This window comes from Lyngbya sp. PCC 8106, assembly GCF_000169095.1.
Lineage (GTDB): Bacteria > Cyanobacteriota > Cyanobacteriia > Cyanobacteriales > Microcoleaceae > Capilliphycus.
Genome location: NZ_AAVU01000049.1, coordinates 16,163 through 40,397 on the forward strand (window position 1 = coordinate 16,163; position 24,235 = coordinate 40,397).

Below are 24,235 nucleotides of genomic sequence, written 5' to 3' on the forward strand. Positions count from 1 at the left end.
AGAGGAAATCAAAACGGAATTGCTATTCATCAAAAAGACTTAATCCGCTTAACCCGTATATTCACGTAAAGATACGATTATTGACCCTATTTCTGCATTTTAATAAAGAGAGCAAGAGTATCAAAAACAGGTTAAATTTACGTTATCTAAGGGGTAAGACTGTCTTCTGATTGTTAAAAAGCTTGCGAAAGGCTTCATACACTCTAATTTTGATGCGATTCTAGAGGAGAGATTTACTGGGCTGATTTCAAAATAATACAATGACGACGAGGGCGCAAGATGATTCCCTTTCGTTCTAATTTTTGCATCATTCGAGTTACACTCACTCGCGTTATACCAATTACATCAGCAATTTCTAAGTGAGTTAACCGCACATCAATTAACAGTCCTAACTCGGTGGTATTCCCAAACTTTTTCGCTAACCAATTAAGGAAATTTAATAATTTCAAATCGGTGCTTTGAGTCTGAACAATACTATGCAGTTCTTGGGCTTGTTGTATATGAGAAAGAATTGAACCCAACTCATGTGACCACTCTTGAGGAGGAATCAAACTCACTCTTACAGATGTCACACATTCTACTTGAAAGGGGTCGAGTCGTGATAGTGGTTGACCAATCACATCTCCAACACCCCAATATCCTAAACTAATTTGGTTTCCTTCTTGATTCCAAGTCATAGTACGGACGATTCCAGACTCTATTTTCCAGAGGACTTCTGGCATCAGGGGAATCAAATCACGTCTGTAAAAATCACGAGACTTTTGATCAGAAGTTTGACTAGAAGGAAGTACAGCAAGCGTCGAGATCGTCACGATTAAGACCCTTATGAATGCTTACACCTTACCCTATACCGTTTAGGTTTAATTTAGGTTAAATTTAGGTTAAATTTTTGCAGATTTAGAGAATAATTGGGAGTAAATTATACTGATACAAAAAAAATAAATTTATGCAGTTACAATTGCTACATTTAACCAGGAGTATTTTAAATAGGCTACATTAGTTTTTTTGAATCCATCCAGTTTTTAAAATCCTAGATAGATCCGACTTGATTTTCCGAGATAAAATTCCCCAAGCTTTGAGTTATCGTAATACTAAGACTGGACATTGAGCAAATCGAATTACTCGTTCGGTCACTGAACCCAACATAAACCGACTAATTCCTCGTCGTCCATGAGTGGGAATAACAATCAAATCTGCATTTTTTTCTTGAGAAAAGTCAACTATTTGTTCAGAAGGATGTCCGATTTCTACATAAATTTGTATTCCTTGATGTTCAGGTTTGTTTAAGACTTCCTCTAACTTTTTATGAACATTATTCTTGCGAACTTCATCATCTAGAGTGTTCCAAATCATGGCTGGATCGGTAGCCGGAAGTGCTTCTAATACATGAATAGCATGAATTTGGTTGGGAGATTTTACATACTCTAATGCTGTCGCGATCGCCATGAGAGAAAGTTCCCCAAAGTCAACAGGAACAACCACGCAGTTTTTTTCAGTTGCACTCATTTTGTTTTCCTCAACGTATTTGATCGACGGTTGGATTCTATTATCTCATTAATGAGCTATTTTGACTCACGAGATTTCTAAAACTTTACGTTAGAGGTCTTTTAATTTTGTTTGATTTGCGGTTTATATTGGTGCATTTTTCCTGATTTTAGACGACTCATATAGTCTTTCAAATCGGCTGCAACTTCTCCAGACATGATATAACATCCAATTAAGTTTGGAAAAGCCATGGCTAATAACATCATATCCGTAAAATCAAGGGCGGCACCAACCCCAATACTCGCCCCAACTGTAACCCCCAAAATATAAATAAGTTTCGGAATCAAGAGAGTTTGACTCCCAAACAAATACGTCCAAGAAATCATGCCTTGATAAGCAGTACCAATCATTGTAGAATAGGCAAATAAAAAAACTGCCACCGCGAGTAAGTAGGGAAACCAACTAAACACCTGACTAAAAGCAGCAGCCGTCATCTGTACTCCAGCTAAATCTCCGCCTATATTTTGATAAATTTCATTTTGATATTCTCCGGTAATAACAATTACTAAAGCCGTCATATTACAAATAACAATCGTATCAATAAACGGTTCAAGTAAAGCGACTAAACCTTCCCGAATTGGTTCATTTGTTTTAGCCGCAGCATGAGGAATAGAAGCCGTTCCTAAGCCAGCTTCGTTAGAATAGGCTGACCGTCTCAAACCGATTGAAAAGGTTGCCCCAAATCCACCTGCAACCATTGCTGAGGGGGCAAAAGCTTCGGTGATTATCTGAGCAAAAGCCGAGGGAATTTGAGTGAAATTTACAGCTAAAATCCACAAACAAGCGAGAATATAAATAATAGCCATCGCTGGAACAATACGACTCGCAACAGCCCCAATCCGTTTCATACCTCCCAGAATCACAATTGCCACTAAAATCGCGACAATAATTCCATAAATTCCCGGTGATAAATTGGGGATAACATTAGCAACTGCGGCATAGGATTGATTAGTTTGAAAAATACTCGCCCCGACTAACGTTGAGAGTCCACAAAAGAAGGCAAATAATGTCGCCATTCCTTGTCCAAACTTGCTAAAACCTCGCCGTGATAACCCTTTTGAGAGGTAATACATAGGCCCTCCTGCAACGCTTCCATCGGGGTTAATATTGCGGTATTTTAAGCCTAAAGTTACTTCTGTAAATTTACTTGTCATTCCAAATAAACCGCCCAATGTCATCCATAAAACCGCTCCTGGGCCACCAAGTTGAATAGCAATGGCAACCCCGGCAACATTCCCAATTCCAACGGTTCCTGAAACGGCAGTTGCTAGGGCTTGAAAGTGGGTGACTTCGCCGGGTTCGTTGGGGTCATCGTATTTTCCTTGTATAATATCAATGGCGTGTCTAAACCCTCGAATATTGATCAATTTCATTCTAAAGGTTAGGAAAATTGCCCCGATAATTAACCAGAGAACAATTAACGGAAAACCTGCAATATTATAAAAGATGATGGCATCAAGAACATTGACGATCTTTTGAAAGATTTGATCAATAACGGTAAAGATTATGCCGGGTTGTTCAGTTGAGGCGGCTAGGGCTGTCTTTTGAGTTCCCAACAGAATAATTGAAATCAATACCAATAATTTTATTTTGATTTTCAGAAGGAGTTTGAAAGACAATTTTTTCTCCTTAAATATTATATAAACTGATGTTTTATTTTATAAATTAACTCCTCTAAAAAATGTGATTGATCAGACAAGTTATTCTGTTCTCAAGAAAAAAATTAATCACCCGTAAGATGAGCATTGCCCATCCTACATAAACAGAGAATATTACTTAACTTTTTTCAGTGATTGATTGTAAAGCCGGAGCAATGGTAAAATTGCCATAGGCAAGTTCACTAACTGCACTCCATTGATAAATATTTTCTCGAAAAGTTTTCCACTGTTCATAAATAGTTTTAAATGTAGCATCTTTACTGGCGTTTTCATCATAAATTTCAAAGGCTTGTTGTTGTGCTGCGGTCATAATTTCTGGGCTAAAAGCCTTAAGTTGGGTTCCGCCTTCTATCATCCGTTTTAGGGCGATAGGATTTTCACTATCGTAGGTAGATAAACATTCCATATTCGCTTCAACTGCGGCGGCTTTGACAATTTCTTGATATTCTTTGGGAAGCTTATTCCAAGCATCTAAATTAATCTGTAAATCAAAACTTGATCCCGGTTCCCACCAGCCCGGATAATAATAAAATTGTGCAGCTTTGTTTAACCCTAATTTCTCATCATCAAACGGCCCAACCCATTCTGCTGCATCAATTGCGCCTCGTTCTAATGCCAGAAAAATTTCTCCACCCGGTAACACCTGTACATTCACCCCTAAACGTGATAATACTTCTCCCCCTAAGCCGGGAATTCGCATTTTTAAACCCTGTAAATCACTCAGAGTATTCACTTCTTTTTTAAACCAACCGCCCATTTGTACACCCGAGTTTCCCGCCGGAAAAGCGATAGTATTAAAGTCAGAATAAAGCTTGTGCATTAAGTCTAATCCACCGCCTTTATACAGCCAAGCATTTTGTTGTTGAGCATTTAATCCAAACGGAACTGCCGTGCCAAATGCTAAAGCGGGATTTTTGCCGATATAATAATAACTGGCAGAGTGACCACATTCAATTGTTCCCTGTTGTACCGCATCTAAAACTTGCAAACCCGGTACAATTTCACCTGCTGCAAACACTTGAATGGTAAACCGTCCATCTGTCATTTCGCTCACTCTTTGAGCGACTCTCTGAGCAGCACCGTAGAGGGTTTTTAAGGAAGTAGGCCAACTGGTTGCCATTTTCCAGCGAACGTTCGGTAAGGCTCCCCCAGTGGTGCTTGTGGTGTTGGTGGGGCTACAGGCAGCCAGGGTAGCAGTAGTAGCGGTGGCAGTGGCGGCATAACTTAAAAGAATACGTCGTTTCATGGGTTAAAATTAAGGGTAAAGTTAGGATATTAACAAGGGATTGAGATGAAATTTGTCATTCGATTCAATTTTAACAAAGTCGGGATCAACTCAGGTTAAGAAATATAAATTATTTTTAATCTATTTCTAGTTTGCTATTGGCAATTACCCAGTTATTATCAGCGAATTCTCCGACGGCACTCCAAGTCAAAACGGCATCTCTAAATTTTTTCCAAGGCTGATAAGTTTGCTGAAAAGATTGACTCTCTGCTGATTTTTCCCGCAAGAGTTCTACAGATATTTTTTGAGCAGCTTCTAGAATTTCTAAAACTTGCAATCCCGGTACAATTTCACCCACCGCAAACACTTGAATACTAAACCGCCCATCTGTCATCTCGCTCACTCGTCGCGCCACCGTTTGAGCCGCACCGTAGAGGGTGTCGAGGGAGGTTGGCCAACTGGTGGTCATTTTCCAGCGGATTTGCGGTTGGGATTGCGCTTCGACAGCCACAGATGTAGGATGAGTAAGAGCAGCTAAAGTCGCAGTTGTCGCTCCCCCTGTCGTTATGGAGCTGAGTAGGTGTAGGCGTTTCATCTGGAAGCAAAAAGTGAGTCAGGTGTTGTAGATTTTAATCTAAGTTAGTCATCTACGTTACACTTATGGACAACCCCCAATTATATCAAGATTCATTGAACTTAAAGATTAAGATATTTAACGAAAGGGCGATCACATCTAGAATTAATTGTAAAAATTGTGTGATTGAGTGCGAAATGACCGGGTTTGACTCTCATTACAATAATGAGGTAGACGTTGAACGTTAATGTTTCTACAATGAATTAGCATTGAAGGGTATGGATGATGAATGAACGTAAAACGCTGATTGTGGCTTTAACTATTATTATCTTGAGTTCATTGGGTTTAGTTTGGCACACAAAATCTGTACAAAGTAAAGTGATTTCAGAGGCGGAAACCCAGGTTGAAAACCTCGGAGATCTCAATCAAATCTCTCAGCAAGAGCAACTTGAAAAGGCTAAACAGGAAATTGAATCTGCTTTACTGACCTTGGATAATATACCGACTTTACCTGTTGTTGCTCCCGCACCCCAAGCGGTTATAGAAAACCTCGATCAATACTCGGCTAAACTCGATGAAATTGAGCAAAGATTGCAAAAAAAAGCACTCGGAGAACAGAGTATAGAAGCGGCTAAAAAGTTAGCTTGGGAAGCGGCAAAGTTAGTTCAAAATTCCCCCCATCCCGTAGAAGTTTGGCAGCAAGCACAGCAAAAATGGCAACAAGCTATGACTCAATTGATTAATATTCCCGAAGATAGCCCGGAGTTTGCAGCCGCTCAAGCTAAACTGCTAGACTACCAGAAAAATTATGAAGTTGTTAATCAATATTATGAGAAGGCTAAACAAGCAGTTAAACTGAATAATCGGGCGATGAAGTTAATCGAGTCGGGTGATTATCAAGAAGCTATTTCAACTCTTAATCAAGCGGTTAATCTTAATCCAGGACAATTAGAAGCTTATCTAAATCGGGGTGTCGCTTATTCAGAATTAAATAGTCATGCTTCAGCAATTGCAAATTATGATAAAGCCATTCAACTCGCTCCGAATAATGCAGAAGCTTATTATTATCGAGGGGATGAATATTTGCAAGCTGGAAATGCACCGAAAGCCCTAGCTGATTACAATAAAGCAATTCAATTTAATCCTAACTATTCTCAAGCGTATTTAGATCGGGGATTTATTTACTACCAACAGGGAGAGAGTCTAAAAGCGATTGAAGATTTACAAAAAGCAGCAGATTTGTTAGGAAATCAAGGCGATATTCAGACGCAAAACACAGCGTTAGAGGTGATTCAGGATATCCGCAATTCACTTTAAATGATTAACGGGATAATTGGGATTTTGAAAGCTGACCATTTGTTGATAACAAAGCCTACATAAATAAAAAGACCAGGTAGCAATTCCCATTAACTTGCTGCCATCTTCGAGAATAAAATATAGATTACTGCCATATCCGATATCATCAATTTTTAGGAACTGATCAATGATTAAAGAACTTCCAAAGAATAAAAAAGCCAAACCTAGAAGCAGAAAATCTGTCCGCTTAAAGATAATATTTCGATAGTGAATGACATGAAAAATTACCCAAGTTAAAGTTAGAATAAGAACCCCTTTTTCGGGGAAGCCTAATCGTGATGGAATCACTCTTTCATGCAGCATAAAAAAGTCATCCAGCATCATCCAAGTTGAAATTAATCCAAACCCACCCAGACAATTTTTAAATTTATTTGCTGTTCCTGTTGTGGGTTGAATGACAAAAAATGTAAATAGACAAACCACCGCACTACAACACCACGTTAAAATCCCCAGGTTAGAAATAAATCCTGTGTAAACTGGAATTTTTCCAGAAGCAAAAATATCTCGCGTTAATATTTTAACAGGAATTTGATTCTGCCAACTCGAAACGAGTAAAATAATCAAGAAGGGAAGATAAAATATAATTAAATTGACAAGAGTTTTTTTGGGGAAATTTTTTCTAAAATTAGACACAGGAGAATAGACTTTCATTTTCAAAACTTGAAAGTGAACAAATGAAGGGATTGACAACCCCAAGACAACCCTTCAGTTGTAGGGACTTGCCTGAGGGCGTAATTAATTACCTTAGTTTAACCTATTGTTAATCTAAATTCAAAATATATCCTCCCTAAGATAGAAATTTTCACCAACTACAGGCGGGTTTAGCCGCTTCTTAGTAAGATAACGCAATTAACCAACAGGTTATCGTCTGTTAACCTTCGGTTGAGGGAATCAAAATCGGCGAGAATGCTGATATATCGTGATTTCCTGGGGCTATCCTCAGTTATAGAGACGCTGAAGCCCGGATTTAGCAGGTTAAGATAAATTTAAGCTTAGTTAACTTGTCGTCATTCCACTGAAGCTGCAAAATCTAACTATCCTTAATCCTTTTCGACTTAATAAAAAAAGACTGAGTAAATGCTCTGAGCCTTACTTTTAATTAAAAATTAATGCTATTCTTTTCAGTAAGAATACCACAAGATATTGATCGGGATATATAAACGACTAAATAACGGCTATATATAAAAATCCCGTTGGAGGTAATTATTTCTGATGCAAAATTATAGAGATTTTAACGTTAATTGAACAAAAAATCAGAAATTAAAAATTTTGAACTGAAGTTAAAACCTATTCAAATCCATCTCTAAGTAAAATTACTTTTTATTGCAATCTTAAAAAACCTTAAAAATAATTGACCCTTTCGACGTACAATAGAAAAAAGAATCTATTCACCAACGAGGGAGAGAGAAATCGCTAGTAAACAGTCTCTTTCCCTTGTTACTCCTGTTGAATTATTGTTGGAGAAACATTAACCGTGGTTGCACAAGCTCCTGAGACTTACGAAACCAAAACTCAAGAAATCGCTAAACAACTCCTCGCCGCAACGCAAGAGAAAAAACGTTCATTTCTCGGACAGTTGCAAGACCAAATGCGTTGGGATGATAAACTGCTAGATTGGACGATGGCGAACCCCGGACTGCGCGTGCAGTTATTCCATTTTATCGACTGTTTACCCGCCCTGCGAAGTAAACCCGAAATCGCCGCTCATTTGCAAGAATATCTTACCACATCAGAAGTCGAACTTCCTGATGCCTTAAAAAAACTTCTCAACTTCGCCAACCCCGACTCCGTACCGGGAAAATTAGCCGCAACAACTGTCGCCCCCGCAGTGGAAACCCTCGCCCATAAATATATTGCGGGAGACTCCATTCCTCATGTTATTAACACCTTAGAAAAACTGCGGAAAGATAAACTCGCTTTCACCGTTGACCTACTCGGAGAAGCCGTTATTACCGAAGCAGAAGCCCAGGCTTACCTCAACAGTTATTTAGAGTTGATGGAAAAATTCAGTGAGGCGGCGAAAAGATGGTCAACTATTCCTCAAATTGATCAAGCCGACGGACAACCGATTTCTAAAGTTCAAGTTTCCGTTAAATTAACCGCTTTTTATTCCCAATTTGACCCTTTAGATGCCAAAGGAAGTGAAGTAAAAGTTAGCGAACGTATCCGAACTTTACTCCGTCGGGCGGCAGAATTAGGCGCTGCTGTTCACTTCGATATGGAACAATACACCTATAAAGATCTCACCTTCAGCATTTTAAAAAATCTGTTGATGGAAGAAGAATTTCGCAGTCGGACGGATATCGGCATGACGATTCAAGCCTATTTACGCGACTCTAAAAAAGACTTAGAAGGCATCATTGAATGGGCAAAATTACGCGAACATCCCGTAACGGTGCGATTGGTAAAAGGGGCTTATTGGGATCAAGAAACCATCAAAGCCATGCAAAATAACTGGCCTCAACCTGTTTATAATGATAAAGCGGCGACTGATGCTAACTACGAAGAATTGACACAATTGATGTTAGAAAATCATCAATACATCTATTCAGCTATTGGTAGCCATAACGTTCGTTCTCAAGCCAAAGCGATTGCGATCGCCCAAACCCTAAACGTTCCCCGTCGCGCCTTTGAAATGCAGGTTTTGTATGGCATGGGTGATCAACTGGCGAAGACTTTAGCCAAACAAGGATATCGGGTGCGGATGTATTGTCCCTACGGTGATTTATTACCCGGAATGTCTTACTTAATTCGCCGTTTATTAGAGAATACCGCCAATAGTTCTTTCTTGCGTCAAAGTTCAGAAAATCGACCGATAGAAGAACTGTTAGCACCGCCCAAACCCAACACCGAAAGCAATATTAAAGACACTTGGAAACCTGTATTTCCCAATGCCGCAGATAGTGATTATGCCGATCCCGTTCAACGAGATAAAGCATTTCAGGCATTAGAAACAGTTCGTCAACAATTGGGTAAAACTTACCTGCCTTTAATTAACGGAAAACGCGAACAAACTGAAACCCTTGTTGATTCTGTTAACCCGTCTAATCCCTCAGAAATTGTCGGAAAAATTGGGTTAATTAGTATCGACCAAGCCGACCAAGCATTAGAAGCTGCTAAAGCCGCATTTCCGGCTTGGAAACGGACTCCCGTTCGTCAGCGTGCGGGGGTATTACGCAAAGCCGCAGACTTGATGGAACAACGCCGCCATGAGTTGTGTGCTTGGATGGTTTATGAAGTCGGAAAAGCGTTACATCAATGTGATGCAGAAGTCTCTGAAGCGATTGATTTTTGTCGCTATTATGCGGATGAAATGGAACGCTTAGATCAAGGGTATAACTATGATACTTCTGGAGAAACAGATCGTTATCATTATCAACCCCGAGGGATTTCGGTTGTGATTTCGCCTTGGAATTTTCCCATTGCAATTCCCACCGGGATGACGGTTGCATCGTTGGTAACGGGAAATTGTACGTTGTTAAAACCAGCCGAAGTCTCATCAGTAATTGCGGCAAAAATTGCTGAAATTTTAGTCGATGCGGGCGTACCAGAAGGGGTATTTCAATATATTCCCTGTAAAGGTTCAACTGTTGGTTCTCATCTGGTAAAACATCCCGATGTTCACATGATTACCTTCACGGGTTCTCAAGAAGTTGGTTCTCGCATTTATGCCGAAGCTGCGGTGTTGCAACCCGGACAAAAACATCTCAAGCGTGTAATTGCCGAAATGGGTGGGAAAAATGCGATTATTGTCGATGAAAGTGCGGATCTCGATCAGGCAGTTGCGGGTGTCGTTTATTCGGCGTTTGGCTACAGTGGTCAGAAGTGTTCGGCTTGTTCTCGGGTGATTGTTTTGGAACCCGTTTATGAGGCGTTTGTTAGCCGTTTAACCGAAGCAGTGCGATCGCTAAATGTGGGTAATGCTGCTCATCCTAGCACGTTTGTTGGCTCGGTGATTGATGCGAATGCTCAAAAACGCATTTTAGAATACATTGAAATTGGTAAACAAGAAGCTGATCTTGCCATTCAAGTTCCCGCACCCGAAACCGGATATTTTGTTCCGCCAACGGTATTTGTGAATGTTTCTCCGACGGCAAAAATTGCCCAAGAGGAGATTTTCGGGCCGGTTTTAGCGGTAACTAAAGCGCAGAATTTTGAGGAAGCGATTAATATTGCTAACGGGACAAACTTTGCATTAACAGGCGGTTTGTATTCTCGAACTCCGTCGCACATTGCCCAAGCAAAAGCCGATTTTGAAGTCGGGAATTTGTACATTAACCGCAGTATTACGGGTGCAATTGTTTCCCGTCAACCGTTCGGAGGGTTTAAACTTTCCGGTGTTGGTTCCAAGGCGGGAGGGCCGGATTATTTGTTACAATTCCTCGAACCTCGGACGATCACAGAAAATATTCAACGTCAAGGGTTCGCGCCGATAGAAGGGTTCAGTAACGAGTAGAATATTCGTTGGGGACATGACAATATTGTTGTGTCCCTAGAAAAATATGTTCTACTTGAGAAGAACACTGATTTTTTATCATTCAACAATTTGGAGATTTTGAGATGAGTGGACTACGAGACTTTTTTGAAGATATTGATCGACGCTATCCTCCTAATACTGATTTTGGGTATATCAGGTATTTAAACAATGAACATATAATAAGATTAACAGAGGACAATCAAAGATTGAAATATGAAAAAAGTGAATTGAAATATGAAAATGAACGCTTAAAAATTGAATTTCAAGATAAAATTTAACGCTTGAAAATTGATCGAGATACTTTACTCAGTTTAATTACTATTCCACCCATTATCAAGTGTAATAATTTCTCTGATTTACCCGAAAATGCCGGAATTATATATTTTATGCAAGAAGAAAATACTCTTTGTGTAAAAATCGGTCATTCTACAGGAATAAGTTCAAGACGTTCTAATCTTCAAACTGGAAATCCGAGAGAACTACATCTTTTAGGATATGTGGAAGGTGATAAAGAACTAGAAAAGGAGTTTCATACAACATATAGAAATTTTAGGATAGAAGGAAGAAGAGAGTGGTATTATAATCCCCCTTTGAGATATTCATACTAATAGCAGGTAGCAGGGGGGTGACAACCGATAAATTAACTGTTGAGATCGTCAACTTTTTGATGTCACCCACCCTACTGTTGAAATTGCCAACGTTTTGATGTTATCCACCGCAGCGAGAGGCGATCGCCAAATCTCAAATAATGGCTAAAGACTGTATTTTTATTTCTGTCAGGTTGGTGAGTTTCTGATCGTTCGTTAGTAGGGTTGCATCTAAAAATCTGGCTGTTGCTGCGATCAGTGCATCGGGTAGCTTGATCTTATAATGTTTACGAAATGAAATGGCTAACTGCTTAATTTCGTTCTCAATTCCAATAACAATCAAATGATTGAGAAAAATCTGAATTTGTTTTTCTTCATCCGTACTGAGATGGGGATAAGATAACAGTTCCATTTCTGTAATTATAGATACAAAATACTGACCCAATGGTAAAGGGTCAACCAAACGACCTCCCAAGTAATATAAACAAATATTTGTATCCAGCACCAATAATGATTCTGTCATTACCATTCATCCCGAACTTGACGCTGATATTCTAGAGGATCTTGAGTTAATTTAATCACTCCTGAAAACTTTGATAAATCAGACTGTTCTTGCTCGAAAAAATGACTCTGTTCTAGAAAATTCTCAATTTTCTGCCAATCCTGATAATCAATAATAACACCAACTGGGCGCATTTTTTCATCCAAAATTAGTCTTTTTTTAGGGGGGTGCATATTGTTCTCCAAATCACAAGACAAAATTAAGCTTTTGAACGGCATTATCTATTATAAACTGTTCGGAGTTATCGCGTTAGTTATTCTTTGACCTTGACAGACAACTCAAAACCCAAAGTATTCAACAGTTCAACAAAAGTAAAGATTTCACTTCCCCCCCTTTCTGCTAAAACTTGATCGAGCTTTTCATAATTTTGCTTGGCTGACTCTGAGAGATTATTCATTTTAATTTTTGCTTCAATTACATTTCTCAAAACCTTTCTTAAAAGATAAGGTTCATCGCCCCCTTCTTCTAAAGAAACTTCTATATAACCTGCTGCTTCGTCAGAGTTTTTGAGAGATTCAATCAGATAATCATGGTAGCTATCACTGGTTGGAACTTGTATTTCTTGCATTATAGTCTCTCCAATATTTTTGAGCCGTTTGAATATCTTTAACTTGAGTCTTTTTATCTCCGCCACAGAGCAAAAGAATAATTGTGAACCCGACTTGTCCAAAGTAGATGCGATATCCGGGGCCATAGTTTAGCCTGAGTTCAAATACTCCTTCACTAACAGAGCGATAATCACCGAGATTACCTTCTTCAACTCGGTCAAGCCTCAACTTTATTTTAAGTCTAGCTTTCCTATCTTGCAATGAATCTATCCAGTCACTAAACGGAATTTTACCATCAACTTTAATATAACGTCGAATTTCCCTCGGTTGTGCTTCCATAAATTCTATCAGAGTTGCTTCTAGTTTCAATATTACCGGAGTTTGAGGCGATCACTTAAACATGAAATAACCGTGTTAAATTAACATTTGATTAAGACATAATAAATGTGATGGTTTTTAGGAGCGATCGCCAATGAAAATAGAAATTGATCTAAGATATTTAAATGGCTAGAAAATTAGCCTATATTCAAGAAATAACCGAGCAAGATGTATTAGAAGTTATTCCGTCTTCCATTGAAATACACTATCAGCAATTGCAACAACAAGCCGAACCTAACTTAGCAGAAAAATCTGAAGCGATTCTTAGTTCAATAAGATTGTTCATTTTCTGAGCAGATATCATTATAGATTAAAAGACTGGAGGTTCAACTAAATTACAGAGTTCCTTGTCTTCTGTTTCCACTTTCGGGTTATACTGAAGATAATTGCCGATTTGATCACAAGCCCGTTCCAATAAGCGATCAATATCGGAATTTTGAAAGAGTTTTTGAAAATCCAAATTCCAAACACTAACCCGGTTAGTCGCATCGATAGAAACCAGTTGACCATCAGGACTAAAACCAACCCATTCAACCCGACTTGAACCTTCTTGTAGAGTCAATAATAGTGTACCTGTATGATCCCAAATTTTCACCGTTCCGTCTTCACTGGCGGAGGCGAGAGTCTCACCATCAGGACTAAAACTGACTTGATAAACGGCTTTTTTATGCGCTCCAATCGGAGTTAAAATCGAAATATCTTGCCAATTTCCATCTTGCGATCGCCAAAGTTTGATCGAACCGTCATCCGTCGCTGCTGCAATCAAATGATTATCCGTCGGACTAAAACTAACTGAAGAAAACTTACGATTACTTGGCAATTTAGCAATCAATTTCCCATCTTGACGATTCCAAAGTCGTACAGTTTGATCTCGACTCGCTGAGGCTAAAATTCGACCATTAGGACTAAAACTCACACTGGTAACAGCGTCATCATGTCTGAGAGTATAAAGCAGTTTACCATCTCGTTGCCAGACCTTAACCGTTTGATCCTGACTTGCAGAGGCAATTAACTGACGTTCGGGTGATCTTTCCGGACTAAAACTAACATCATTAACCCCTTGTAAATGTCCGAGTAAAGTTCGTATTGGTTTACCATTTGTTTGCCAAAGTCGAATAGTTTTATCGAGACTTGCCGAAGCCATCATTGTATCATCCGGACTAAAGCTAATTCCTGTTACCTGATCTTGATGACCTGGAACCGTTAACTGTCGAGTTCCTTGAGTTGGATTCCATAATCTAAACGTATTATTATCGCTAGGTGTAGCAATCAGTTTCCCATCATTATTAAAACTCGCCCCCAAACCAAATACTTTATATTCAGGTTGAAAGACTTTTGGCGGAATATTTTCCATACTCCACAGTCTCACTGTCCAGTCACTACTCGCAGAAATCAGGGTTCGACTATCTGAAGTAAAACTCACCTGATTAACAGCGCCCCCATGACCGATTAGAGTTGAAATTAATGTCCCGTCACTCGCCCAAAGTTTAACTTCACCGTTGCTACTCCCGGAAGCGATGCGTTGACCATCAGGACTAAAACTAATGTTATTAACAGGAGTTTGATCTTGTTTTAAAGTTTTAAAAATCTGGTAAGTTGAATCATTGCGTTTCCATAATTTTATTGTATAGTCATCACTTCCCGAGGCAATCATTTCTCCATCGGGGCTAAAATTCACCGTCCAAACTGCATCACTGTGACCGTTTAAAGTCTGAATTAGCTTTCCTTCGAGGTTCCAAAGCTTAATAGTTTTGTCTTTACTCGCCGACGTAATCAATTGACTATCTGGACTAAAACTAACACTCAAAACAGAGTCTTGATGTCCGTTAAACGTTGTTAATAATTCACCTGTATTCCGGTTCCAAACTTTAATGGTTTGATCTTGACTGGCTGATGCAATCAACTGACCGTCAGGACTAAAAGTTACCCATTTAACTTCATTTTGATGTCCGCGTAAAGTCATGATTAAATTACCCTCTCGACTCCACAGTTTAATGGTTTTATCTTTACTCGCTGTGGCGATAATTTGACGTTCTGGAGAGAGATCAGGACTAAAAGTGACACACCAAACTGTATCTTTATGGTCGGTTAAAGTTTTATTAATAACACCATTTTTATTCCAAAGTTTAATAGTTTGATCTGAACTCGCCGAAGCAATTAATTGACCATCAGGACTGACACTCACACTTAAAACACTATCTTGATGATCTTGCAAACGATTTCGTTCAGAGGTGAAATAAGCGGCTCTCCACAAATGTCGTAGAGTTTCTTGTGCAGATTCTGACAAGTTTTGATCATTCTTTTGTTGTTGTAATTGTTGACCTGCTCTGAGAATTTTTACATAAGCATCCAGTTGATTTTCTTCAACTAAACGTAAGAGTTGATAGGTGGCGTTTAACTTCGCTAAAGTGGTTTCTCTTTTTTGTTCTTCTACCTGAGCTTTTTGTTCTTTAGCTTCCCACCATTTACAAACAACTGTTCCCGAGAGAATCACCATCACCAAACTCACAAACACAGAACCAATCGTTAACCATTTTTGCAGTTTTTTACGTTGTTCTCGTTCTTTTGTTAAGTCGGAGATGAATTTCGCCCCCTCTCGTTGACGAATAATTGTGACTAAATAATCATGGACAAGTTGATAGTGATGTTCAGGTGCTTTCTTCAGTAAAATCACTAATCCTGACTGGACAAAAATTTCCAGAACTAAATTCAGTTTTTCTAATTCATCAAGAGGATATTTTGCTAAAACTTTTAACTCTCGTTCGAGATCTGTTCGAGTTTTAAGAGGACGTTTTTCATTTTCTTCAGTGAGTAGATATAAGACTAATTCTGCGGCTCGTTTATTGTCGCGTCCACAATCTTTAACAACATCTTCGAGATGATGATTAACAAGTTTTGCTTTCGGATTTTCACCGAGTTTGAGATATCCTTGAAGGCTGGTAATTTGTTCGGCTTGTAGTTGCGCTCCAACCACTTGTAATTCAATGGGTCTAACTTCTCCAAACTCCTCGGATAAATCTTTAACCACTCGATTAATTAAGCGATCTTCTAATCTAAATGGAGTTTGTTCGGTAATTTTTTGAATCAGAGATTTAGCTTGTTCAGGTTGCAAATTACCTAGATGATAGAGAATTCTCCGATCTAAAATATTATTATCGACAATATCTAAATTGACTAAACGTTCATTACATTCTAGGAGAAAATGTAAACAGTCTTCGCGTAAAGCGAGAATAATTTTAACATAAGGAATATCAAGACAGGTTTTTAGAAAAGTATAGAATTCCTGACGTTCTTGAGGTTTTTGTAAAGTAAAAAATAATTCTTCAAATTGATCAAAAATTAAAAGTGTGACTAACTCTCGTTCAGCATTCACCTGAAACTGATTAATAATATTTTCTTTGGTATTAAATTGAGGTAGATTTTTAAAGGATTGAGTTTCTTCTAAAGTTTCAGTTAACTTTTTTCCTAGCTCTTGTATCCAATCTGTATAAACTCGTTGTAAAATGGGGATAACCTGACGAGAATCAATCGAATTTTGCTTAACAGTTGGAATTAATCCAGCTTGGAGAAGTGAACTTTTTCCCACACCAGACTGTCCATGAATAATCGTAAGTTTATGGTCGGTTCGTTGAATCCGTTTGACTAAAAATTCAATATCTTCTTGTCGGGGAGAAGCGGTAATTTCTGGCGCGACCATTCCGGGTGATTTCTGGAGGGGTCGAGTTAATTTGGTGACTTGTTGTTTAGGACGCAATCGACCCGCTCCGACAAAGGCTCGAAAGCCATATTGACCTTCAATCGCAAGTTGTTCTTTTTTGAGAGTAAATGCAACTAAATAGTCTTGTTCTTGAAAATAACTTTGACGAAGTTGAGATAATATTCCAATATAAAGCTCGGGGTCATAATAGGGTTGACTAATTTCTTTGGCGGCTTCTAGCGTTAAAATTGAAGCTTTAATATGACCTAAAAGTTGTTGTGCTTTTCCCAGTGAAAATAAATACCATCCTTGATGAAAGGAGCGTTCCCAATCCAAAAAAGATTGTAAATTACCTGTAGACTTATCAACCGTTTTTTCAGCTTCATCTAGTAAATCTAAGGCTTTCATCGCAAAGCGTTTTGCTCGCTGAATATTGGCAGAATTTTGCCAACAAAAAATAATGTTATTCGGTTGACATTTGGAAAGCTCAACTTCTGCTAAAAAACCATAACAACGAGCAGATCTAAAAAGATTAGCGTATTTCTTGTGTAGCCATAAAGCATTAATTTTAGGTCGTTTTGCGACTAATTCTTCTAAGCCTTTCCAGTCGCCAAGACGATGTAAAGTATCTGCTAAAAAGTTAATAAATTTAGCGACTAAATCGAGTCTTTTTGCAGCTTTGAACGCATTCAGAGATCGCGAAAAATAATCTTTTGCTTGTAGACAAGCTTGCTGATATTGAGTTCGTTGTCGAATGGCATGATTGAGCCACCATAATCCTAGATAAAAACATAAATTTCCTTGCTTTTCTAAGTCTCCAATTTGTTGCCATAAAATCAAGCTTTGTTCATAATGTTGTCGAGATTCTTCTGTTGTATTATCATAAACTCGACCCATGACAAACTCTAGACCTGCTTCTAATTCAGGATCTAACTGAATCCCTCGCTGTTTTAAAATTTTGCGTCCAGACTGAAGTTCAATGCGGCGAGATGAACCTGTTTCTAAATGAAAAGCGGTATTTTCTAAAAAGAGATTTTCTTGAGAAGATAAAACGGCTTGAAAAACATCATTAACTGTGGATTTAAGAAATAAAATCAACTCATCTGTTTCAATCAAAAATTCAATACTGGTGGCTCGATTATGCAAGTCAGGAGCAACCCGAATCATTTTGTGGAGAACCTCATCTGTCACCCACAAGATCAGAGGAAAAGAGAAGTTATTAAACTCCTCAATATTTCGTTTGGCTGTGAGCAACAATTGATTCAAATCCACAACAGATTCTAGCCCAAAAACCATCACCGCATCGGGTTTATCTCCTTGTAGTTGATCAATTAAAGGGGTTAACAAAGTTTGAGTTGTCGGTTCTAAAAAAACATCTTCCCAACCGACTGAACACAGATTGCGAATTTTATCGACAATACGTTGAGTAACAATACTGTAGCTACAACAGGCTAAAATTAGGGAAAATTCTCCCTGAGACAGCGTAATTGCACGGATCAATTGCTGAACTGAATTTTGATTATAAATTGTAACGGCTTCTGGTTGATAAAAATCAGACATCATTGAGTTCCTTAGCATCAGCTAAAATTGGATTGATATCAAACCAATTTCCCTGACGATCATCGCGATATTCAAAGACAAATAAACTTCGCAATAATATTTGATATTCATCCTCCCCCCGCACAGCTTTGTGTTGAGCAACTTGTTTAATCAGTTTCCATTCATTCGGAGTAATCGCTTTACTCAATTCATTGCGACGTTCACTAATGACTCGCTCAATTAAATGATGAGAAAAAGGAGGATCATCTTTTTGAATACAGTTTGATACTAGAATTAACAAATTTCGCACATGACCCCCACTCACCTGACATAACCGATCTAAGGTTTTTGGCTCCTCAAAAATTTCTGGAATTAAACTCATTCGTTTTTCCAGTTCAATATCAGGAAAAGCCCGAACTAAAACCATTTCTCGCAATAATTGTATTCCTTTATCGCAAACGTTACCATTTTTTTCTGTGACTCGCACCATCGGTAATAATTTTGCGGGAGAACCAAAGCGGTTACTCAAAGTTTCTTTATCGTTGGAGAAGGTTAAAATTAAAGGGATGGTATAGATCACATGACACTTGAGTTTGTTCAGTTGTTCCCCACGATCCACAAATAAATATTCGGGTTGAGTTCGAGTTGATAACTTTAGAGTATCATCAATGCGATCTAAGTTGTCAATAATCACAACTAATCCGGCTTTTCCTTTCTGTTTCAGTTGTTTTTTAGCCGGTTCAATTAACTCTTTATTAATCGCTTCGATAATATTACTAACTCTCGGCTCTAAATGTTGGCGTAATAACGCTCTGACATCCCGGCTATTTTTGGCTTTTGCTGTAATTTCTCCAATCCCCAGTGAGATAGAAAAGGTATCTTCCTCCGCACTCACCCCCACCTCTCCCATCATGGGAATATTCGTTCTTAAATTCGTAATATCAGCATTTAAAAAACTCGCCGCATTTTTGAGTAAATTTTGCAAGAAAGTGGGTTTGAGACGAATTCCAGCTCCTTCTAAACTTTGACTAACTTGATGAGCAATTGCTAGTAAAATATCACTAATATCAACATCAGCCATATCTAGATCTTGCGAAGACTCAAAATAAACAACATGAAAATTTTGTTGTTCTAATTCGGCTTGCAAACAAGATAATTCGGTTGATTTTCCACAGCCAATATGTCCAGTAAATAACTGACAAGTGGGTTCATCATCCGATAACATAATTGTTCGCCGTAGTTCTTTAATCACATGACTACCGCGTACACTCGCAAAATCGATATAATATTGACGATCTTCAGGCTTCGACATATTCAACCTGTAGGCTGGACTACAAGCTCGAAAAAATTTCGCCAGATTGAGCATCATTTGTTGTTTCCCCCAACCAATTAAACACTATTTTTATTCTGCCTTCTCCGGGTTATTTCTGGACAATTGGCAGAATCTCAGAGGCGTTCAACTCCTAAAATGAGCAGTGAGCGCCTAATCATAGCTTCAATTTTAACAACCTTGTCTCCGTCTGCTACTTTAAATATCTGCCAAGACCCTTCCTTCACAATACCAAGCCTGAAAATCAATCACTCCGGTTCTCAAACTCTCAATCAAAAGTGACTTCGATCATCTGTAATAGCTTTCTCAGCCATTTATACTTGGGGGGAACGGTAGTCGGGGTTGAACAAATCCTTTCAATCAAACTCCAATCCATCTCACAATTATAGTCTTCAATTAAGCCCACTTGATCATTGATATATCGAGCAATTGACTCTGAATCACTCGACCAGAACGCATCATCTACATCTAAGTTAATCATCAAGTCCTCTATCCCTAGAACAATTTATATCTATTATTTATCTTTTCTCAGAGTTTTTACAAAAAACCGGAAAATATTGCTGATTATCCCTATATTTTTGAGAGAATAATTGCCTGATATTTTCTGTAATTTGCTAGATTATCTTGGGGTTTATTCGTGATTTTTACCATTTAATTATCATGGATATTGTGCTTTAAAGTTGTAAAAAAGTCAGTAGAATTTACTAAACTTGAGCCTCATTAATGTGAAAATTCAGTGAAAACACTGACACATTAGATGTCATTGACAACGGCTAAAGTGTACAGCCTTAGTCAAGATTACCTGCTTCTAAGGGTTAGCACCTAGAACCGATTCCGACTCAAATCGCGTTTTTACTGACGCTGAACTACAATGTGTGGGAGTTTGGACTTCTCGGATCAGAATAATAAACAGATCGACGCTACACATTACGTTCCGGCTTCTCCGGAAAAGAAGGAGGTTATCAAAAATTATCTTGAATTTTAACTTGATCTATCGCAGGTGTGCAGTCGAGGATCAAATCAAGGATCAATATTGACACCCCAACTCGACTGTTGAGTGTAGATGCAGTCGCCTGGCGGCACATTGACGATGAGGGAAAAGCAAGTTTTGAAGAAATTTGTCACCCCAATTGTAAAGAAAATTTACTCACCATTGGTCTATAGATTTGATGCGGATCACGACTTATACGATCTGGAAAAGAAAAACAATGCTTAGATCGTTAGATATAACCTGTATCCTCAACAACTAATGGCAAATTCTCAACTTCCTTTTCCCGATCTTACCCAACATTGGGCGCGTTCTTTCATTCAACGCCTACAACGCCAAAATATTGTCAGTGGTTTTCAAGATGGGACATTCCGCCCGGAACAAACCCTGACTCGCGCCGAATATGCCGCTCTGCTACAAGCCGCCTTCCAGCGTCCTCCCAAACGGGCTTATCTTCCCTTCTCAGACGTTTCAACAGGTTTTTGGGCGTTTTCTGCCATTCAAAATGCTTACGAAGCTGGCTTTATTTCTGGCTTTCCTGACAACACCTTTCGCCCGCAAGCAAATATTACCCGTCTTCATGTTTTGTTATCTTTAGTTGCGGGTTTAAATATTCCAAAAACCACGGCTTTTTCTTTAGCTGAAGTTTACAAAGATGCCGATCAAATTCCTAACTATGCTGTTAGTGCAATTTCCGGTGCAACTCAGTCTAAAATAGTTGTCAATTATCCTCAAGCCGTAATTTTAAATCCAAATCAACCTGCGACTCGCTCTGAAGTTGCAGCAATTATTTATCAAGCTTTAGTTTTTCTTGGAAAAGCTTTACCTCTGGCTTCTCCCTATTGTGTGGAACCGACAAAACCGGGAATTGTTCGTACAGGAACCCATTTATCAGTCAATGGTAGACGTTGGAAAACAGCTTGGGGTCAATGGAGTTCGGGCGTTTCAACTTTAACCGGAATTAGTGATAAAGGGATAATGTTAGTTTTGGGGATGAATCCCTTAAATAATCAACAAACTTCCTGGCAACCGATTAATTGGTTTTCTCCACTTGTTCAACCTGTTTCTATGCTAACTCAATTTGATCGAGACTATCGTTATCTCAACATTGATGCTTTAGCCAAAACTGGAGAATGGGAAGTTGAACGGGAGGGAAACACTCTCAATATTTTCTCAGAGATCGGTCAAATCAATCAGATTACTTATGAAGAATTTTCTGATGTTTCTCGGATGGTGATTAATCTCAACAAAGCTACACCCTGGGAGTTGTATGAACTCAGTTCCGACTGGGAAGTTGTTGTTGATGCACTGACCGAAAAATCCATTGCAGATCGCTTTTCAGAAGCCCCTCCAGAGTCAACGATTCCTCAACCCGATGAAGACCAAAAAAACGAAGGAGAAACCAGTGGAAGTGAGGCTAAAATTCCCCGTCCTGTGGTTAAACCAGGAGAAACTCAAACTGTAATTAAAGGAAAATTACCCGATGGTTATGGAATCAAAGTATTTACACTAACAAACCCCAATCGGATTTGGATAGAAGTGCGGAAAGATGCCTTAATTGAACGTAATATTCTTTGGACTACAGGTTTGAATTGGCGACAACAATATTTAACTTTAAATCAGGATCGCTTTCCGGTTGTGTGGTTGGAAGTCAAACGAAATTCTGGTTTGAAACTGCAACCGATTTGGACAGACAAAACTCAGATGAAAGGAACAGCATCTCTGTCTCAGATTACCAATAGTTGGGGAAGTTTAGCCGCAATTAATGGTGGATACTTTAACCGCAACAATTTATTACCTTTAGGAACCATTCGACAAAATAACAAATGGTTTTCAGGGCCAATTCTCAACCGAGGTGTGATGGCGTGGAATGATACCGGAACCGTCAAAATGGCACGCTTAAAATTAACAGAAACCTTAACCCTTTCCAGTGGACGAGAATTTGAAATTGATTTGTTAAATACTGGCTATGTCAAAGCCGGAATAGCCCGTTATACTCCAGACTGGGGAAAAAGTTACACTCCATTAACCTTAAATGAAGTTATAATCACGGTTGAAAATAATCAACTGAGTCGTCAAATCGAATCGAACGATGATCAAACCCCCATCGAAATTCCTCAAAATGGTTATTTACTCACCTTTCGTTCTTTTAGAAGTGCTTTGAGTGCGTTTCCCCTGGGTGGTAAAATTGCGATCACAGCCAAAACAACACCCTCCGAGTTTAACCAATATCCTCACATTTTAGGAGCAGGGCCGCTACTATTACAACAAGGTCAAATCGTTGTTGATGCAGAAGCCGAAGGGTTTAATATTTGGTTTGCTAAACAGCGTGCAATTCGTAGTGGAATTGGTGTGACTGCCAATGGAGATTTATTGATTGTCACTGTTCATAACCGAGTGGGAGGGCCAGGGCCAGATTTAACAGAATTGGCGCAATTGATACAGCAACTTGGGGCCGTAGAGGGATTAAATTTGGATGGCGGAAGTTCGACTAGCCTGATTTTAGGCGGTCATTTACTCAACCGGACAGCAGATACCGCCGCCCGAGTTCATAACGGTTTAGGCTTATTTTGGAGATCAAGAAATTAGAAAATCGTCAAAAATAAAACAAAATGTGCAGTCGATTTTTTGAATACTATTTCTTTTATTGGGAAAATCCGACACTGTTGTATTCCAGCAAGACGCTAAAATAGTCTAACAAGCGTAACGTGTTGAGGGAATAAATGCCGTGATCCATTTTGAGCGTTATATTGTTGAGAACTGTGCAGGCATTTTAACCCCATGTCAGAATCACAGTTAACGGGTTAATCCCCAATCTCCGGGCTGAAATTGCAAAGGTTTCTGTGAAAATGCAAGTCGCCCAAAATCCCCAATCGAAACTTGAGTGAGTTCTGCCACTTCCATGATGACTCCAAGCGAACTAAACTACTGCTATCGCGTGTTAGAACTGAAGCCAGGTGCCACTCTGGATGTGGTTGATCAAGCTTATAAGGACTTGGCGTTTATTTGGCATCCTGATCGCATTCCAGAAGACAATCAACGATTACGAAAAATAGCGGAAGAAAAGCTAAAAGAAATTAATTTAGCCCGAGATAAACTGCGATCAATTTTAAAACGAAGCACAACCTCTCAATATAAGTCTACTCCTCAGCAAACGACGACTGCATCCACTCGACAAACCACAACTCGATATTCCGCTTCGTCTACTCAAACCCAGGCGAAACCCTATTCTCGTCCGGCGACATCCACCACTTACCGAACTTCTCAACCCAAATCTCAACCCAAATCTCAACCCAAACCTCAACCCAAACCTCAACCCAATTATCCCCCACAACCAGCCTACCAGCGACCTCACGCGCCCGATATGAGTGGAGTTGACCTCAAAGGGGCAGATCTCAAAGAAAGAGATTTTTCGGGGCGGAATTTAACCGGGGCGGACTTAAGCCATGCAAATTTGAGTGATGCTTTTCTGCATAAAGTTAACTTGAATGGGGCTTGTTTGTACAAGGCGAATTTGTTTCGGGCAAATTTCCTGCAAGCAGACTTACGATATGCCAATCTACAAGAAGCGAATTTAATTGGCGCTGACTTGAGTGGGGCAGATCTGCGAGGGGCTAATTTAACCGGGGCGAAAGTCGGAACAGGCGATCGCATTATGGTTAAACTCACAGGGACAATTCTCGCTGGGGCGATATTACCCGATGGTTCGGTACATCCGCAATAAATCTTGATCGCGATCAGGAATCAACGCAATAGAAGCTGTAGAGGGGA

Annotated in this window: 20 protein-coding genes; 7 read left to right on the top strand and 13 right to left on the bottom strand. The window is 39.1% G+C overall.

Going from position 1 to position 24,235, the window contains the following annotated elements:
- Positions 1-233: 233 nt before the first annotated feature.
- The 5 genes from L8106_RS24535 to L8106_RS24555 form a co-directional block, all read right to left on the bottom strand.
- Positions 234-812 carry a Crp/Fnr family transcriptional regulator gene (locus tag L8106_RS24535; protein ID WP_009787203.1) on the bottom strand — a complete coding sequence of 193 codons (579 nt, stop codon included), beginning with the start codon at positions 810-812 and terminating at the stop codon, positions 234-236.
- Between the two features lie 268 nt (positions 813-1,080).
- Positions 1,081-1,506, bottom strand: coding sequence for a universal stress protein (locus L8106_RS24540; protein ID WP_009787204.1), 426 nt, complete (start codon positions 1,504-1,506; stop codon positions 1,081-1,083).
- A 101-nt stretch (positions 1,507-1,607) separates the two neighbouring features.
- The gene (locus L8106_RS24545; RefSeq protein ID WP_009787205.1) at positions 1,608-3,164 is read right to left on the bottom strand and encodes a sodium:alanine symporter family protein; all 1,557 of its coding nucleotides are present in this window, start codon (positions 3,162-3,164) and stop codon (positions 1,608-1,610) included.
- A 157-nt stretch (positions 3,165-3,321) separates the two neighbouring features.
- On the bottom strand, positions 3,322-4,449 hold the full coding sequence (locus L8106_RS24550) for a TRAP transporter substrate-binding protein (protein ID WP_009787206.1): 1,128 nt from the start codon (positions 4,447-4,449) through the stop codon (positions 3,322-3,324).
- Positions 4,450-4,564: 115 nt separating this feature from the next.
- Positions 4,565-5,023: a hypothetical protein gene (locus L8106_RS24555; protein WP_009787207.1), complete on the bottom strand. Its 459-nt coding sequence runs from the start codon at positions 5,021-5,023 to the stop codon at positions 4,565-4,567.
- A 261-nt stretch (positions 5,024-5,284) separates the two neighbouring features.
- Between L8106_RS24555 and L8106_RS24560 the strand changes: the two genes are divergently transcribed.
- Positions 5,285-6,319, top strand: coding sequence for a tetratricopeptide repeat protein (locus L8106_RS24560; RefSeq protein ID WP_083798476.1), 1,035 nt, complete (start codon positions 5,285-5,287; stop codon positions 6,317-6,319).
- Here L8106_RS24560 and L8106_RS24565 read toward each other — a convergent pair.
- The gene (locus L8106_RS24565; protein WP_009787209.1) at positions 6,311-7,009 is read right to left on the bottom strand and encodes a hypothetical protein; all 699 of its coding nucleotides are present in this window, start codon (positions 7,007-7,009) and stop codon (positions 6,311-6,313) included. The two genes, L8106_RS24560 and L8106_RS24565, sit on opposite strands and share 9 nt — an antisense overlap.
- Positions 7,010-7,832: 823 nt before the next feature.
- Here L8106_RS24565 and pruA point away from each other — a divergent pair.
- The 3 genes from pruA to L8106_RS31025 all read left to right on the top strand — a co-directional run bounded on the left by pruA (position 7,833) and on the right by L8106_RS31025 (position 11,443).
- Positions 7,833-10,814 (top strand): L-glutamate gamma-semialdehyde dehydrogenase, encoded by a 2,982-nt coding sequence (gene pruA, locus L8106_RS24570; RefSeq protein WP_009787210.1) that lies wholly within the window; start codon positions 7,833-7,835, stop codon positions 10,812-10,814.
- A gap of 104 nt (positions 10,815-10,918) precedes the next feature.
- Positions 10,919-11,113 carry a hypothetical protein gene (locus L8106_RS24575; protein WP_009787211.1) on the top strand — a complete coding sequence of 65 codons (195 nt, stop codon included), beginning with the start codon at positions 10,919-10,921 and terminating at the stop codon, positions 11,111-11,113.
- A 3-nt stretch (positions 11,114-11,116) separates the two neighbouring features.
- Positions 11,117-11,443 (top strand): GIY-YIG nuclease family protein, encoded by a 327-nt coding sequence (locus tag L8106_RS31025; RefSeq protein ID WP_071941445.1) that lies wholly within the window; start codon positions 11,117-11,119, stop codon positions 11,441-11,443.
- Between the two features lie 133 nt (positions 11,444-11,576).
- On the opposite strand, the gene L8106_RS24580 is transcribed toward L8106_RS31025, so the two are convergent.
- The 4 genes from L8106_RS24580 to L8106_RS24595 all read right to left on the bottom strand — a co-directional run bounded on the left by L8106_RS24580 (position 11,577) and on the right by L8106_RS24595 (position 12,871).
- The gene (locus L8106_RS24580) at positions 11,577-11,945 is read right to left on the bottom strand and encodes a type II toxin-antitoxin system VapC family toxin (protein WP_009787213.1); all 369 of its coding nucleotides are present in this window, start codon (positions 11,943-11,945) and stop codon (positions 11,577-11,579) included.
- Positions 11,945-12,157: a hypothetical protein gene (locus L8106_RS24585; RefSeq protein WP_009787214.1), complete on the bottom strand. Its 213-nt coding sequence runs from the start codon at positions 12,155-12,157 to the stop codon at positions 11,945-11,947. Before L8106_RS24585 ends, L8106_RS24580 begins: the two co-directional genes overlap by 1 nt.
- 80 nt (positions 12,158-12,237) lie before the next feature.
- Positions 12,238-12,552 (bottom strand): hypothetical protein, encoded by a 315-nt coding sequence (locus tag L8106_RS24590; RefSeq protein WP_009787215.1) that lies wholly within the window; start codon positions 12,550-12,552, stop codon positions 12,238-12,240.
- Entirely contained in the window at positions 12,524-12,871 is a 348-nt protein-coding gene (locus L8106_RS24595; protein WP_009787216.1) for a type II toxin-antitoxin system RelE/ParE family toxin, read from the bottom strand. The genes L8106_RS24590 and L8106_RS24595 overlap by 29 nt, the downstream gene beginning before the upstream one ends.
- A gap of 164 nt (positions 12,872-13,035) precedes the next feature.
- On the opposite strand from L8106_RS24595, the gene L8106_RS33215 reads away from it, so the two are divergent.
- Positions 13,036-13,203, top strand: a complete 168-nt coding sequence (locus tag L8106_RS33215) for a hypothetical protein (RefSeq protein ID WP_009787217.1) — start codon at positions 13,036-13,038, stop codon at positions 13,201-13,203.
- Between the two features lie 17 nt (positions 13,204-13,220).
- Here L8106_RS33215 and L8106_RS24600 read toward each other — a convergent pair whose 3' ends face one another.
- The 3 genes from L8106_RS24600 to L8106_RS24610 form a co-directional block, all read right to left on the bottom strand.
- Positions 13,221-18,170, bottom strand: coding sequence for a WD-40 repeat protein (locus L8106_RS24600; protein ID WP_009787218.1), 4,950 nt, complete (start codon positions 18,168-18,170; stop codon positions 13,221-13,223).
- Positions 18,160-19,515 (bottom strand): P-loop NTPase fold protein, encoded by a 1,356-nt coding sequence (locus tag L8106_RS24605; RefSeq protein ID WP_009787219.1) that lies wholly within the window; start codon positions 19,513-19,515, stop codon positions 18,160-18,162. The genes L8106_RS24600 and L8106_RS24605 overlap by 11 nt, the downstream gene beginning before the upstream one ends.
- 229 nt (positions 19,516-19,744) lie before the next feature.
- On the bottom strand, positions 19,745-19,957 hold the full coding sequence (locus L8106_RS24610) for a hypothetical protein (RefSeq protein WP_009787220.1): 213 nt from the start codon (positions 19,955-19,957) through the stop codon (positions 19,745-19,747).
- A gap of 768 nt (positions 19,958-20,725) precedes the next feature.
- On the opposite strand from L8106_RS24610, the gene L8106_RS24615 reads away from it, so the two are divergent.
- Positions 20,726-23,053 carry a phosphodiester glycosidase family protein gene (locus L8106_RS24615; protein ID WP_009787222.1) on the top strand — a complete coding sequence of 776 codons (2,328 nt, stop codon included), beginning with the start codon at positions 20,726-20,728 and terminating at the stop codon, positions 23,051-23,053.
- Between the two features lie 316 nt (positions 23,054-23,369).
- Complete coding sequence (locus tag L8106_RS24620) at positions 23,370-24,188, top strand: pentapeptide repeat-containing protein (RefSeq protein ID WP_039897165.1); 819 nt, start codon at positions 23,370-23,372, stop codon at positions 24,186-24,188.
- The last annotated feature ends 47 nt before the right edge of the window (positions 24,189-24,235 follow it).

What these genes read in the sequence shown, in the direction of transcription:
- L8106_RS24540 (WP_009787204.1), bottom strand. Translation starts at nt 1,506, where the DNA reads ATGAGTGCAACTGAAAAAAACTGCGTGGTTGTTCCTGTTGACTTTGGG.
- L8106_RS24550 (WP_009787206.1), bottom strand. Translation starts at nt 4,449, where the DNA reads ATGAAACGACGTATTCTTTTAAGTTATGCCGCCACTGCCACCGCTACT.
- L8106_RS24555 (WP_009787207.1), bottom strand. Translation starts at nt 5,023, where the DNA reads ATGAAACGCCTACACCTACTCAGCTCCATAACGACAGGGGGAGCGACA.
- L8106_RS24560 (WP_083798476.1), top strand. Translation starts at nt 5,285, where the DNA reads ATGATGAATGAACGTAAAACGCTGATTGTGGCTTTAACTATTATTATC.
- L8106_RS24565 (WP_009787209.1), bottom strand. Translation starts at nt 7,009, where the DNA reads ATGAAAGTCTATTCTCCTGTGTCTAATTTTAGAAAAAATTTCCCCAAA.
- L8106_RS24575 (WP_009787211.1), top strand. Translation starts at nt 10,919, where the DNA reads ATGAGTGGACTACGAGACTTTTTTGAAGATATTGATCGACGCTATCCT.
- L8106_RS24580 (WP_009787213.1), bottom strand. Translation starts at nt 11,945, where the DNA reads ATGACAGAATCATTATTGGTGCTGGATACAAATATTTGTTTATATTAC.
- L8106_RS24585 (WP_009787214.1), bottom strand. Translation starts at nt 12,157, where the DNA reads ATGCACCCCCCTAAAAAAAGACTAATTTTGGATGAAAAAATGCGCCCA.
- L8106_RS24590 (WP_009787215.1), bottom strand. Translation starts at nt 12,552, where the DNA reads ATGCAAGAAATACAAGTTCCAACCAGTGATAGCTACCATGATTATCTG.
- L8106_RS24595 (WP_009787216.1), bottom strand. Translation starts at nt 12,871, where the DNA reads ATGGAAGCACAACCGAGGGAAATTCGACGTTATATTAAAGTTGATGGT.
- L8106_RS33215 (WP_009787217.1), top strand. Translation starts at nt 13,036, where the DNA reads ATGGCTAGAAAATTAGCCTATATTCAAGAAATAACCGAGCAAGATGTA.
- L8106_RS24600 (WP_009787218.1), bottom strand. Translation starts at nt 18,170, where the DNA reads ATGATGTCTGATTTTTATCAACCAGAAGCCGTTACAATTTATAATCAA.
- L8106_RS24605 (WP_009787219.1), bottom strand. Translation starts at nt 19,515, where the DNA reads ATGATGCTCAATCTGGCGAAATTTTTTCGAGCTTGTAGTCCAGCCTAC.
- L8106_RS24610 (WP_009787220.1), bottom strand. Translation starts at nt 19,957, where the DNA reads ATGATTAACTTAGATGTAGATGATGCGTTCTGGTCGAGTGATTCAGAG.
- L8106_RS24615 (WP_009787222.1), top strand. Translation starts at nt 20,726, where the DNA reads ATGGCAAATTCTCAACTTCCTTTTCCCGATCTTACCCAACATTGGGCG.
- L8106_RS24620 (WP_039897165.1), top strand. Translation starts at nt 23,370, where the DNA reads ATGACTCCAAGCGAACTAAACTACTGCTATCGCGTGTTAGAACTGAAG.